This window comes from Cupriavidus sp. MP-37, assembly GCF_020618415.1.
In the GTDB taxonomy this organism is placed as follows: Bacteria; Pseudomonadota; Gammaproteobacteria; order Burkholderiales; family Burkholderiaceae; genus Cupriavidus.
This window is the reverse complement of sequence record NZ_CP085344.1, coordinates 2,584,566-2,597,051: the sequence shown is the minus strand read 5'-3', so window position 1 is coordinate 2,597,051 and position 12,486 is coordinate 2,584,566. Positions and strand designations below refer to the sequence as shown.

Here is a 12,486-nt window from a genome sequence, read left to right as displayed (position 1 = left end):
GTGGCCGGCCGTCCGGGGGCCGGGGTCAGCCCGCTGCCACCACCTTGCGCGCAAAGGCTGCCAGCGCATCCAGCACTTCGTCCGGGCGTTCGCCCATCAACGCATGGCCGCACGGCACCGTCACCACGCTGGCGCTGCGCATCTTGCCCGCCAGTGCCTGGGCCGCTTTGGGCGAGGTCATCATGTCCTTGCTGCCGGTGATGAACAGCGCCGGGCACGCCGCCGCCGCGGCGGCTTCCTCGCCATGGGCGTAGGCGTTGCAGGCGGAGAAATCGTTGTGGAACACATGCGCCTGCGGATTGTTGCGCGACACGCGCTCCATCAGCCGCTGGCTGCCGCCGTGCATCCACGCGCCCGGTCCCGGCGACGACGGCTTGTTGGCGAGGCTCGAATGCGACCAGGCATTGACCATGGCGATGGCGTCGCCCTCGCGGTTGAGCGAGGCGTCCAGCAGCGCATCCGATACCTTCATCGGATACGCCGTGGCCAGCAGGCCGATGCCGCGCACCGCCTGCGGATGCCGCGCCGCGCATTCCAGCGCGATCAGCGAGCCCATGCTGTGGCCGAACACCAGGGCCGGCGCCTTGACGCCGGCGGCGGCCACCAGCGCCATGACCCAGTCGGCCATGGCCTCGACCGTGGCCAGCGGCGCGCCCTTGCTGCGGTTGTGGCCGGGCAGGTCCACCGCCAGCACCGAAAAGCCATGGTTGGCAAACCAGCGCGTCTGCAGCGCCCACACGCTGTGGTCGTTCTGCGCCCCGTGGACAAAGACGGCGCACGGCAGGGCCGGGTCGAAGGGTTTGCCGCCGGTATAGGCGTAGGCCGGCTGGCCGGCAAGGTTCAGTTCCATCAGGCTTGCCCTCCCTTGTTGCCCGCGCCCATGGCCTTCTCGGCCGCCTTCAGGCCGCGCTTGAGATCGTCGATCAGGTCGTCGGCATCTTCCAGGCCGACCGACAGCCGGATCGTGCCTTCGGTAATGCCCGCCGACTGCAGCGCGGCGGCGTCCATGCGGAAGTGCGTGGTCGACGCCGGGTGGATCACCAGCGAGCGCGCGTCGCCGACGTTGGCCAGGTGCGAGAACAGCGCCAGGCTTTCGATAAAGCGCTGGCCGGCAACGCGGTTGCCCTTCAGGTTGAAGCTGAACACCGCGCCGCAGCCGCGCGGCAGCAGGCGCTTGGCCAGTTCGTAGTCGGGGTGGGATTCCAGCTCCGGGTACGACACCGACTCCACCATCGGATGCGACACCAGGAACTGCACCACCTTGCGGGTGTTGTCGACATGACGGCTCATGCGCAGCGGCAGCGTCTCCACGCCCTGCAGCAGCTGCCACGCCGCCATCGGGTTCATGCAGGCGCCGAAATCGCGCAGCCCTTCGCGGCGCGCGCGCAGCAGGAACGGCGCCACCGTGCTTTCCTCGGTGAACACCATGTTGTGGAAGCCCTCGTACGGCTCCGACAGCTCCGGGAAGCGCCCCGAGGCTTCGAAGTCGAAGGTGCCGCCTTCGACCAGCACGCCGCCGATGGTGGTGCCGTGGCCGCCCAGGAACTTGGTGGCCGAGTGGTAGAGCAGGCCGGCGCCATGGTCGAAAGGACGCAGCAGGTAGGGCGTGGTGAAGGTGGAATCGACCAGCAGCGGGATGCCGTGGTCCTGGCCCAGTTGCGCCAGCGTCGGGATGTCGAGCACGTCCAGCCCGGGGTTGCCCAGCGTCTCGCCGAACAGCAGCCGGGTCTCGGGCCGGATCGCCGCGCGCCAGGCATCGATGTCGCGCGCCTTGACGAAGGTGGTCTCGATGCCGAAGCGGCGCAGCGTGTAGTGCAGCAGGTTGTGCGAGCCGCCGTACAGCGCCGACGACGCCACGATATGCGAGCCCGCGCCCATCAGCGTGGCCACCGCCAGGTGCAGCGCGGCCTGGCCCGAGGCCGTGGCGATGGCGCCGGCGCCGTTCTCGAGCGCGGCGATGCGCTCCTCGAGCACCGCCACGGTGGGGTTGGAAATACGCGAGTAGACGTGCCCCGCGCGCTCCATGTTGAACAGCGACGCGGCGTGCTCGCTGTCGCGGAACACGAACGACGTGGTCAGGTGGATGGGGGTGGCGCGGGCCCCGGTGGCGGGGTCGGGCGCGGCGCCGGCGTGCAGCGCCAGCGTGTCGAAGCGGGTTCCGGACATGGTCGGTCGGCCTTGAGTTGTCTCCGGCCAGCATCGTAGCATCGTGTGCCCGCCCACGCTCGGTGGCGGCCCGCAAACCGGCCTCCCGCTTTACTTTGGCGGCGGGTTTGGGCTAGCATCGGCCAACGGGCAAGGCGCCCGCACACCCCCAGACAGAAAACAATGTGACCGGCATCGCCCCCGCCAGCGGCCGCGGCGATGCCCTCAGTTTCAGCTCGGACAGAGCGCAGGCAGCGGAGACCATCATGAAAGTCAGCGACATCCTCCAGATCAAGGGCAATACGCTCTATACCGTGACGCCTGACACCTCCTTGCTGGTCGCCGTGCACACCATGGCCGAGCACGATATCGGCTCGCTAGTGGTGATGGAGTACGGCGACCTGGTCGGCATGCTGACCTTCCGCGAGATCATCGAGACGCTGGCGCGCAACAACGGCAACGTCGGCACCAGCAGCATCCGCAAGGTGATGGACGATGCGCCGCTGACCTGCACCATGGAGACCGACGTCAACGAAGTCCGCCGGATGATGCTGGAGCGTCACACTCGCTATCTGCCCGTGCTCGACAACCGCACGCTGATGGGCGTGATCTCCTTCTACGACGTCGCCAAGGCCGTGGTCGAGGACCAGAGCTTCGAGAACAAGATGCTCAAGGCCTATATCCGCGACTGGCCGGAAGAGCGCGCCGAGTGATGGCGCCGGGCCGCCCCGGCTGACGCCCTTTGCGGAAATACCCTAGATCGGCGGCGACATGGCCGCGGCAAGGTGGCGGCCAGGCCGCGGCTGCGGCACACTAGCCGGCGTCCCCATCTCCGTGGCGGTCCCCCGACCGACCGGCCCCCTCATGAGCCAACACAGCCAGTTCCGACTGCTCGGCCTGCGCCGCTTCGCGCCGTTCTTCTGGACCCAGTTCCTGGGGGCGATGAACGACAACGTGTTCAAGGTCGCCTTCACCTCGCTGGTGACCTACCACACGGCGCTGTTCGAGGGCGTCGACGCGCGCAGCGCGGCGTTCCTGATCTCGGCAATCTTTATCGCGCCGTTCGTGCTGTTCTCGGCCACCAGCGGGCAGATCGCCGACAAGCTGGAGAAGTCGCGGCTGATCCGGCTGGTCAAGTCGCTGGAGATCGCCATCATGGTGCTGGGCCTGGCCGGCTTTGCGTGGCACAGCGCGCCGCTGCTGTACGCCGGCACCTTCCTGATGGGCCTGCATTCCACGCTGTTCGGACCGGTCAAGTTCGCCTACCTGCCGCAGCACCTGGACGAGCGCGAACTGGTCGGCGGCAACGGGCTGGTCGAGATGGGCACCTTCGTCGCGATCCTGATCGGCACGCTGATCGGCGGCGAGCTGGCGGGGCTGCAACAGGGCGGCGCCATGGTCGGGCCGCTGTACGTGGGCGCGGCCTGCGTGATCATCGCCGTGGCCGGGCGGCTGATGGCAGGCCGGATCCCGGCGTCGCCGGCGCCGCAGCCGGACCTGCGCATCAACTGGAACCCTTTCTCCGAGACCTGGCGCAACCTGGTGCTGGCGCGCGGCAACCGCACCGTGTTCCTGAGCCTGCTCGGCATTTCGTGGCTGTGGTTTCTCGGCGCGACCTTCCTGACCTCCTTCTTCAGCTATGCCAAGGATGTGCTGGGCGGCGACCAGAATGTGGTGACGCTGCTGCTGGCGGTGTTCTCGCTCGGCATCGGCACCGGTTCGCTGCTGTGCGAGCGCCTGTCGGGACGCCATGTCGAGATCGGCCTGGTGCCGTTCGGCTCGATCGGCATGACCGTGTTCGCGGTCGACCTGTACTTTGCCAGCCAGGGGCAGGCACCGGCCGCGTTGAGCGGCATCGGCGCCTTCCTGGCCGCGCCGCACCACTGGCGCGTGCTGGCCGACCTGTTTTTGCTGGCGATGTTCGGCGGCTTCTACAGCGTGCCGCTGTACGCGCTGATCCAGAGCCGCAGCGCGCCCACGCACCGCGCGCGCATCATCGCCGCCAACAACATTCTGAACAGCTTCTTCATGATCGCGGCCTCGCTGCTGGGCGTGGCGATGACGCAGGCGGGCTACACCATCCCGCAGCTGTTCCTGGTGGTGGGGCTGCTCAATGCGGTGGTGGCGGTCTACATCTACTCGCTGGTGCCGGAATTCCTGCTGCGCTTTATCGCCTGGATCCTGGTCCATACGCTTTATCGGCTGCGCCGCATCAACGCCGAGCGCATCCCCGCCGAGGGCCCGGCGGTGCTGGTGTGCAACCACGTCAGCTTCGCCGACGCGGTGGTGCTGATGGCGTGCAGCCCGCGCCCGGTGCGCTTTTTGATGGACCACAACATCTTCAAGGTGCCGCTGCTGTCGTGGTTCTTCCGCCAGGCACGCGCGATCCCGATCGCGCCGGCGCACCAGGACCCCGAGATGCTCAGGCGCGCCTACGACAGCGTGGCCCAGGCGCTGGACGACGGCGACCTGGTCTGCATCTTCCCCGAAGGCAAGATCACCGCTACCGGCGACATCAATCCGTTCAAGCAGGGCGTGCAGCAGATCATCCGCCGCACCCCGGTGCCGGTGGTGCCGATGGCGCTGCGCGGTCTGTGGGGCAGTTTTTTCTCGCGCAAGGGCGCGCCGGCGATGTCGCGGCCGTTCCGGCGCGGCATCCTGAACCGGCTCGAACTGGTGGTGGGCGAGCCGGTGCCGCCGGAGTCGGCCACGCCGGAAGGGCTGCAGCAGATGGTGCAGGCGCTGCGCGGCGACTGGCGCTAGCTGACGCAAAGGCGATCTCCGATGATTACCCTCTACACCTTCGGCCCCGCCTTCGGCCTGCCCGATGCCAGCCCCTTCGTCACCAAGGCCGAGATGCTGCTCAAGCTGGCCGGCCTGCCGTACACGGCGCGCCCGGGCAGCCTGCGGCGCGCGCCCAAGGGCAAGCTGCCGTACCTCGACGACATGGGTCGGATCGTGGCGGATTCCACCATGATCCGCTGGCATATCGAGAAGACCTACCACATCGATTTCGACGACGGCCTGAGCGCGGCCGAGCGCGGCATCGCCTGGGCCGCCGAGAAGCTGATGGAAGACCATCTGTACTGGGCGGTGGCGCGGGTGCGCTGGCTGGACCAGGCCAATTTCGACAAGGGGCCGGCGCAGTTCTTCCGCAGCGTGCCGGCACCGGTGCGCGGCCTGGCCGAGCGGCTGGTGCGCTACAAGGTGCGCAAGACGCTGTGGGGGCAGGGCCTGGGCCGGCATAGCGAGGAAGAGCTGGTGGCGCTGGCCAACAAGGGCGTGACCTCGATTGCCGATATCCTCGGTAACAAGCGCTACCTGATGGGCGACCGGCCGTGCGGGGCCGATGCCACGCTGTTCGCCTTCGCCGGCAGCCTGCTGTGCCCCGTATTCGACACCCCGATCCGCACCGCGGCCGAGGGCCATGCCAACCTGGTGGCCTATATGGAACGGATGCGCGCCGAGTTCTACCCCGAACTGGCCGGGCGGCCGATGCCGCAGAGCGCCGCCGCCTGACCCTGCCGGCACCGCCAGCGGCCGCCCGAGCCCGGCCATTGGCCTTACAATGGAGGCCGTCCCCAATTCCTGTGCGGTTTCCATCATGTCCGGCAACACCCTTGGCCTGCTTTTCACTGTCACCACTTTCGGCGAATCGCACGGGCCCGCCATCGGCGCGGTGGTGGACGGCTGCCCGCCGGGCCTGGCGCTGACCGAGGCCGATATCCAGGGCGACCTGGACCGCCGCAAGCCCGGCACCTCGCGCCACGTCACCCAGCGCAAGGAACCGGACCAGGTCGAGATCCTGTCCGGCGTGTTCGAGGGCAAGACCACCGGCACCCCGATCTGCCTGCTGATCCGCAACACCGACCAGCGCAGCAAGGACTACGGCAATATCGTCGAGACCTTCCGCCCGGGCCATGCCGACTACACCTACTGGCAGAAGTACGGCATCCGCGACCATCGCGGCGGCGGCCGCTCGTCGGCGCGCCTGACCGCGCCGGTGGTGGCGGCCGGCGCGGTGGCCAAGAAGTGGCTGCGCGAGCAGTACGGCACCGAGATCCGGGGCTATATGTCGCAGCTGGGCGAGATCGCGGTGCCGTTCACCGACTGGTCGCATGTGCCGGAGAACCCGTTCTTCGCCGCCAATGCCGACATCATCCCCGAGCTGGAAACCTATATGGACGCGCTGCGCCGCGACGGCGACTCGGTCGGCGCGCGCATCGAGGTGGTGGCCAGCAACGTGCCGGTGGGCCTGGGCGAGCCGCTGTTCGACAAGCTCGATGCCGATATCGCGCACGCGATGATGGGCATCAACGCGGTCAAGGGCGTCGAGATCGGCGCCGGCTTCGACAGCGTCGCCCAGCGCGGCAGCGTCCATGGCGACGAGCTGACCGCCGCGGGCTTCCGCACCAACAACGCCGGCGGCGTGCTGGGCGGCATCTCCACCGGCCAGGACGTGACCGTATCGCTGGCGATCAAGCCGACCTCGTCGATCCGGACCCCGCGCGAATCGATCGACAAGGCCGGCAATGCCGCCACCGTCGAGACCTTCGGCCGCCACGATCCGTGCGTCGGCATCCGCGCCACGCCGATCGCCGAAGCCATGCTGGCGCTGGTGCTGATCGACCACGCACTGCGCCACCGCGCCCAGTGCGGCGACGTCCGCGTCGAAACGCCGCGCATCCCCGCGCAGGCCGGCCAGACCCGCTGACTTGACGCCGCACCGCGCGGGCGGCGCCGGCGCTGGCGGCGGTCCCGACTATGCCCGCTTCGGGCTGTTCTACCTGGGCTATTACGGCTATGTCGGCCTGATCTCGCCCTACGTCAGCCTGTACTTCGCCGACCGCGGTTTCGACCCGGTGCAGATCGGCGTGCTGATGGCCAGCTTCCAGGTCAGCCGCATCGTCGGGCCCTACCTGTGGGGCTGGCTCTCCGACGTCATGCACACGCGCGTGCGCATCCTGCGCGTGAGCGCGTTCACCTCGCTGCTGGCGTTCCTGCTGCTGCCCGGCGTCGGCAGCTACGGCGGCATGATGGCGATGATGCTGACGCTGAGCCTCTTGACCAGCGCGATGTCGCCGCTGGGCGATGCCCTGACCATTTCCACGCTGCGCCGCCACGGCGCCTTCGACCACAGCTACGGCCGCATCCGCATGTTCGGCTCGCTCGGTTTTATCGGCGCGGTACTGGCCGGCGGGGCGCTGTTCGAGGCGGTCGGCATGCGCGCCTTCCCGTGGGTGGCGAGCGCGCTGCTGGCGATCCTGGCCGGGGTGGTGCTGACCATGCGCGACGCCGCCGACGAGGGCCCGCGCACCACGCCGCCGCGCGCCTTGCCGCTGCTGCGCCGCCCGGACGTGGCCTGGTTCCTGGCCTCGGCCTTCCTGATGATGTTCGCGCACGCCGCGCTCTACGTGTTCTATTCGCTGTGGCTGGAGACGCTGGGCTACAGCAAGCTGGCCATCGGCGCGATGTGGACCATCGGCGTGGTCGCCGAGATCGTCTTCTTCTACTACCAGGGCCTGCTGTTCGCGCGTTTTGCGCTGCGCACCATCCTGGCCGGCACTTTCGTGCTGGCGGCGCTGCGCTTCGGCCTGACCGGCTACTTCGCGCAGTGGGTGTGGCTGATGGCGCTGGTGCAGGTGCTGCACGCGGCCACCTTCGCCGCGCACCACAGCGCCAGCCTGAAGCGCCTGCAGGCGTGGTTTGCCGGGCCGCTGCAGGGGCGCGGACAGGCGCTGTACACCGGCATCTCCTACGGTGTCGGCGGCACGCTGGGCGGGCTGGCGATGGGCTGGACCTGGAACGCGCTGGCGCCGGCGCATACCTTCGGGCTCGCCGCCGTCGCCGCGGCGGCGGGCGCCGTCTGCGCCGCGATGAGCTTTCGCGCGGAAGGTCGCCCGGCCGGCGCCAGCGATGCGGCCAGCCGCGGCGATTCGGTCCGCGGCAGGTAGCGCCGGCAACAGGGCTAGAACTTGTGGCGCAGCCCGGTGGTCACGCCAATCCGGTTGCCATGGCCGAAGAACGGCGTGACGAAGTTGGGCCGCGACGCCAGCGTACGCCACGTCCCCGTCAACGACGAGTAATCGGCTTCGATATAGACGTCGGTGCGTTTGCTGAGGTTGTAGTCCAACATCATGGCCGCGGTATAGCGGTTGCCGCCGTCGCCGTTGATCTTCATGCGGTCGTAGGTGCCGGTGAGATAGAACGTCCAGGCATCGTCGAAGGCATGCTTCAGGCCGGCGTAATAGGCGTTGTCGCGATATCCCGCCCGGTCATAGGTGCTGCGCGTGAAGCCGGCGTTGAACAGGGTCTTGCCCCAGCGGTAGGTGCCGCCCGCTGACCACACCTGCTGGTCGCTCACGGGCACGGCGGTGCCGAAGTAGGTGGCAGTGTCGCGCATGATCTGGTAGCCGCCGGCCAGCTTGACGTTGCCGCTGCTGTAGGTGACGCTTGCGCCCGTCGAGGAGGACGCCGGGAAGCTGCCGGCGACTTCGCCGAAGGCATGCTGCGCGGCGACCGTGACCGGCCCGAAGACGCCGGAGTACTTGAGCATGTTGTCCTGCCGCACGCCGCCGGTGTAGTTGCCGCTCTGGAACGCGATCAGCCCCAGGTTGGGCAGCGCCATGGTGTCATAGCTGGCAATGACCTCGTGGATCACGGTGAAGTCGCGGCCCAGCTTGAGGCTGCCGAAATCCCCGCCCAGGCCGACGAAGGCCTTGCGCCCGAACAGCCGTCCGCCCTGCGAGGCCATGCCCGTGTCGGGCAGGAAGCCGTTTTCCAGCACGAAGAAGGCGCGATAGCCGTTGCCGAGGGTTTCGGTGCCTTGCATGCCGAAGCGCGTGCCGGTGAGCACGCCGTCGCCCAGCTGGACCTTGCCGCCGCCGGCGGCGTTCTCGTGGGTGGTGTAGCGGATGGTGGTGTCGACGAGCCCGTACAGCGAGATGCTGCTCTGGGCCAGCGCGGGCGCCGCGAATCCGCTCGCCAGGCAAAGCGGCACGATGATTTTCTTCATGTTGTCTCCGTCATGGATATAGGAATCCCGGGGCGGCGGTCGCCCCGGAAGGTACTGCGCACAGGGTTGCGGGGACGGCCCTGCGTGGCCGTGGTTTGTGTCAGGTGCGGATGTAGCTGGTCTTGCCGGCGGTAAAGAACTCGCGTGCGGCCCATCCTTGTTCATGCGGGCCGTATGACGAGGCCTTGGTGCCGCCGAACGGGACGTGGTAGTCGACGCCGGCGGTGGCCGTATTGACCATCACCATGCCGGCGCGGAGATGGCGCCGGAAGCGGCGTGCCTGCGCCAGCGAGCGTGTGCACACGCCCGCCGACAGGCCGAACGGGGTGTCGTTGGCAAGCTCGAGCGCATGGTCGTTGTCGCGCGCGCGCAGCACGGTCGCGACCGGCCCGAAGATTTCTTCCTGAGCGATCCGCATGCCGCTGTCGCAGTCGAGGAAGAGCGCCGGCGACAAATAGAAGCCGTCGCTGGCGCACTGCAGCCGCTCGCCGCCGCACGCCAGCACGGCGCCTTCCTCGCGGCCAATGGCGATGTAGCGCAGGTTCTTGTCGAGTTGGCTGGCGTCGACGACCGGGCCGATTTCGGTGGCCGGATCCAGCGCATGGCCGACGCGCAGCCGCTGCGTAGCCTCGAGCAGCGCCGCGGCGAAGCGGTCGTGGATGTCGTCGGTCACGATGATTCGCGACGACGCGGTGCAACGCTGGCCAGTGGAGTAGAACGCGCCCTGCACGGCGGCGTCGACCGCCACGGCGAGATCCGCGTCGCCCAGCACCACCAGCGGGTTCTTGCCGCCCATCTCCAGTTGCAGGCGCGTGCCGGTGCCGCCGAGTGTCCGGGCAATGCGCCGTCCCGTGGCTTCCGAGCCGGTAAAGGACACTGCCGCGACACCTTCGGCTGTCGTCAATACCGGGCCGAGTTCCGCGCCGTGGCCGAGGACCATGTTGAAGACGCCGTCCGGCAAGCCGCTGCGCGACAGGATCTCGGCGAGCGCCCAGGCCGAGCCCGGCACCAGTTCGGCCGGCTTGAACACCACGCAATTGCCGAACGCCAGTGCCGGCGCGATCTTCCATGCCGGGATGGCAATGGGGAAGTTCCACGGCGTAATGACGCAGACCACGCCGACCGGTTCGGCGCTGACTTCCACGTCGATGTCCGGCCGCACCGATGCCACCAGCTGTCCGTGCGGCCGCAGGGCTTCCTGCGCGAAGTACTTGAAGATCTGTCCCGCGCGCACGACCTCGCCGATGGACTCGCGCAGCGTCTTGCCTTCCTCGCGCGCCAGCAGGTGTCCCAGCTCTTCCTTGCGCGCCAGGATTTCATGGCCGACGCGATCGAGGATGTCCGCGCGCAGCTGCACCGGGCTTTCGGACCACGCGCCAAAGGCGGCGCGGGCCGCCGCAACGGCCTCTTGCGCCAGCACCGGGCTGGCGAGGGCAGCTTCGCCGACGTGGTCCGACAAATCGGACGGGTTGCGGTTAGGTTCATGCCGGTCGCTGTCGACCCAGCGGCCGTTGATGTAGTTCTGATATCGCATTGGATTTTGGATTTTGGAAAATCCAGTGTATAGTAAGCTCGTGCTTTACCAAACGCAACCGGGTTTCCCACCATGCAACGCATCAACACGCCCACCTACGTCCGACTGCGCGAACAGATCCGCGCCGACATTGCCGCCGGCATCTGGCCGCTTGGCGCGCACATAACGCTGGCGCAGATGGTGGAGCGCTACGAGGTCAGCCTGAACCCCGTGCGCGAGGCGCTGCTGCATTTGCAGGGCGAGGGCATCATCGACATGCAGATGCATCGCGGCGCGGTGATCCCCACCGTCGACGCGGCGTATATCGCCAACATCTACGACATGCGCGGGGCGATCGAGCAGATGCTCGCGGCCAAGGTCGCGGCACTGGCGACGCCGCAGGACATCGAGCGGATCGATGCGGCGCGCCTGCACTACGAGGAAGTCGTCAGCGGCGACGACACTGGCGCCAGCGTGGCGGCGAACCGCGAGTTCCACCGGATCTTCAACCAGGTGGCCGGCAACCAGCCCGCCGTCGACGTGCTCGGTTCGCGCTCCAGCCTGGTCGATGCGCTGCGCCGCTCGCTCGGCTATGGGCCGCAGCGCAAGGAAGCGGTGATTGCGCAGCACCGCAAGCTGGTAGCCGCGGTGCGCAAGGGCGACGGCGCGCTGGCGGCGCGCATCGCGCTGGACCACGCCGAATCGGCGCGCGACGACCTGCTGCGCATGATCGAAACCCCCCACTAAGCCCCCACTAAGCCGCGGCGCCCGCGGGGCGCCGCGAAACCGTTCCAAACCTGAACCAGGAGACAGCCGACATGAAGTTCGGTAAGGGCGCCGTGCGCCTAGCGTTTTCATTCACCGCAGCCTTCGGGCTGATCCACGCGGCTGGCGCTGCCCCCGCGCCGTATCCGTCCCGGCCGATCCAGCTGATCGTCGGCTTTGCCCCCGGCGGCGCGGCCGACACCATGGCGCGTGCGGTGGCCGAGGAAATGTCCAGGACGCTGGGCCAGCCGGTGGTGGTGGACAACCGCAGCGGCGCCTCGGGCAACATCGCCACCCAGGCCGCGCTGGCCGCGCCGCCCGATGGCTATGCGGTGATCTTCGCGGCCATCCACCTCGCCACCAATCCGTCGATGATCGGCGTGCCCTACAACCCGCGCACCGATCTGGCGATGGTGGGCCAGATGACCAGCGTGCCCGTCTTCATGCTGGCGGCAGCGTCGTCGCCGTACCGGTCGGCGGCCGACGTCATCGCGGCGTCGCGCAAGCTGGAGGGCGGGGTCAAGGTCGGCAGCGGCGGCATCGGCACGTCGTCGCACCTGGCGCTCGAGTTGCTCAAGCGCGCCGAGCACATGCCGGCGCTGCATATTCCTTATCGCGGCGGTACGCCCGCATTGCAGGGCCTGATGTCGGGCGAGGTGGACGTGATGTTCGACCTGGGCTCGGGGACACTCAAGTCCTACATCGATTCAGGCAAGGTGCGGCCCCTGGCGGTGATGCAGGCCACCGCGGTAAGCGGCGTCAAGGCACCGCCGGCGCCGGCCGCAGGCTTGCCGAAGGAAACCTATATCCGCAGCTGGCAGGGCCTGGCGGTGAAGGCCGGTACGCCGCCCGCCGTCATCGACAAGCTGCATGCGGCGCTCAACGCGGCCATGCGCCAGCCGGCGGTGCAGGCGCGGGCCCAGGCCATGGGCATGGAGCCCACGGCCAGCGCGACCCCCGCGGATTTCCAGAAGCTCTACCTGGAAGAACTGGCGCGCTGGAGCGGGTTCATCAAGGCAGCGAACATCAAGCCGCAATAACCGCCCGA

At 68.5% G+C, this 12,486-nt stretch carries 11 protein-coding genes; 7 read left to right on the top strand and 4 right to left on the bottom strand.

The window, feature by feature from the left end:
- Nucleotides 1-25 precede the first annotated feature (25 nt).
- Together LIN44_RS11970 and LIN44_RS11965 are read right to left on the bottom strand one after the other, a co-directional pair.
- On the bottom strand, nucleotides 26-850 hold the full coding sequence (locus tag LIN44_RS11970; RefSeq protein ID WP_227312268.1) for an alpha/beta fold hydrolase: 825 nt from the start codon (nucleotides 848-850) through the stop codon (nucleotides 26-28).
- The gene (locus LIN44_RS11965; RefSeq protein WP_227312267.1) at nucleotides 850-2,166 is read right to left on the bottom strand and encodes an O-acetylhomoserine aminocarboxypropyltransferase; all 1,317 of its coding nucleotides are present in this window, start codon (nucleotides 2,164-2,166) and stop codon (nucleotides 850-852) included. The genes LIN44_RS11970 and LIN44_RS11965 overlap by 1 nt, the downstream gene beginning before the upstream one ends.
- A gap of 245 nt (nucleotides 2,167-2,411) precedes the next feature.
- Here LIN44_RS11965 and LIN44_RS11960 point away from each other — a divergent pair, with 245 nt between their 5' ends.
- From LIN44_RS11960 to LIN44_RS11940, 5 genes are all read left to right on the top strand, one after another.
- The gene (locus tag LIN44_RS11960; RefSeq protein ID WP_012352517.1) at nucleotides 2,412-2,858 is read left to right on the top strand and encodes a CBS domain-containing protein; all 447 of its coding nucleotides are present in this window, start codon (nucleotides 2,412-2,414) and stop codon (nucleotides 2,856-2,858) included.
- 151 nt (nucleotides 2,859-3,009) lie between these two features.
- Nucleotides 3,010-4,908, top strand: a complete 1,899-nt coding sequence (locus tag LIN44_RS11955) for an MFS transporter (protein WP_227312266.1) — start codon at nucleotides 3,010-3,012, stop codon at nucleotides 4,906-4,908.
- A 21-nt stretch (nucleotides 4,909-4,929) separates the two neighbouring features.
- Nucleotides 4,930-5,664 carry a glutathione S-transferase family protein gene (locus tag LIN44_RS11950; protein ID WP_227312265.1) on the top strand — a complete coding sequence of 245 codons (735 nt, stop codon included), beginning with the start codon at nucleotides 4,930-4,932 and terminating at the stop codon, nucleotides 5,662-5,664.
- Nucleotides 5,665-5,749: 85 nt separating this feature from the next.
- Nucleotides 5,750-6,859, top strand: coding sequence for a chorismate synthase (aroC, locus tag LIN44_RS11945; protein WP_026164292.1), 1,110 nt, complete (start codon nucleotides 5,750-5,752; stop codon nucleotides 6,857-6,859).
- A 1-nt stretch (nucleotide 6,860) separates the two neighbouring features.
- Nucleotides 6,861-8,099: an MFS transporter gene (locus tag LIN44_RS11940; RefSeq protein ID WP_227312264.1), complete on the top strand. Its 1,239-nt coding sequence runs from the start codon at nucleotides 6,861-6,863 to the stop codon at nucleotides 8,097-8,099.
- Between the two features lie 14 nt (nucleotides 8,100-8,113).
- On the opposite strand, the gene LIN44_RS11935 is transcribed toward LIN44_RS11940, so the two are convergent.
- Together LIN44_RS11935 and LIN44_RS11930 are read right to left on the bottom strand one after the other, a co-directional pair.
- Nucleotides 8,114-9,160 carry a porin gene (locus LIN44_RS11935; RefSeq protein ID WP_227312263.1) on the bottom strand — a complete coding sequence of 349 codons (1,047 nt, stop codon included), beginning with the start codon at nucleotides 9,158-9,160 and terminating at the stop codon, nucleotides 8,114-8,116.
- Between the two features lie 100 nt (nucleotides 9,161-9,260).
- A complete protein-coding gene (locus LIN44_RS11930; RefSeq protein ID WP_227312262.1) occupies nucleotides 9,261-10,694 on the bottom strand; it encodes an aldehyde dehydrogenase family protein in 1,434 nt (477 codons plus the stop codon).
- Between the two features lie 72 nt (nucleotides 10,695-10,766).
- Here LIN44_RS11930 and LIN44_RS11925 point away from each other — a divergent pair, with 72 nt between their 5' ends.
- Nucleotides 10,767-11,420, top strand: a complete 654-nt coding sequence (locus LIN44_RS11925; RefSeq protein ID WP_227312261.1) for a GntR family transcriptional regulator — start codon at nucleotides 10,767-10,769, stop codon at nucleotides 11,418-11,420.
- Nucleotides 11,421-11,491: 71 nt separating this feature from the next.
- Nucleotides 11,492-12,478: a tripartite tricarboxylate transporter substrate binding protein gene (locus tag LIN44_RS11920; protein ID WP_227312260.1), complete on the top strand. Its 987-nt coding sequence runs from the start codon at nucleotides 11,492-11,494 to the stop codon at nucleotides 12,476-12,478.
- The last annotated feature ends 8 nt before the right edge of the window (nucleotides 12,479-12,486 follow it).

Coding starts and splice junctions, on each gene's coding strand:
- LIN44_RS11935 (WP_227312263.1), bottom strand. CDS start 9,160: ATGAAGAAAATCATCGTGCCGCTTTGCCTGGCGAGCGGATTCGCGGCG.
- LIN44_RS11930 (WP_227312262.1), bottom strand. CDS start 10,694: ATGCGATATCAGAACTACATCAACGGCCGCTGGGTCGACAGCGACCGG.
- LIN44_RS11970 (WP_227312268.1), bottom strand. CDS start 850: ATGGAACTGAACCTTGCCGGCCAGCCGGCCTACGCCTATACCGGCGGC.
- aroC (WP_026164292.1), top strand. CDS start 5,750: ATGTCCGGCAACACCCTTGGCCTGCTTTTCACTGTCACCACTTTCGGC.
- LIN44_RS11965 (WP_227312267.1), bottom strand. CDS start 2,166: ATGTCCGGAACCCGCTTCGACACGCTGGCGCTGCACGCCGGCGCCGCG.
- LIN44_RS11950 (WP_227312265.1), top strand. CDS start 4,930: ATGATTACCCTCTACACCTTCGGCCCCGCCTTCGGCCTGCCCGATGCC.
- LIN44_RS11960 (WP_012352517.1), top strand. CDS start 2,412: ATGAAAGTCAGCGACATCCTCCAGATCAAGGGCAATACGCTCTATACC.
- LIN44_RS11925 (WP_227312261.1), top strand. CDS start 10,767: ATGCAACGCATCAACACGCCCACCTACGTCCGACTGCGCGAACAGATC.
- LIN44_RS11920 (WP_227312260.1), top strand. CDS start 11,492: ATGAAGTTCGGTAAGGGCGCCGTGCGCCTAGCGTTTTCATTCACCGCA.
- LIN44_RS11955 (WP_227312266.1), top strand. CDS start 3,010: ATGAGCCAACACAGCCAGTTCCGACTGCTCGGCCTGCGCCGCTTCGCG.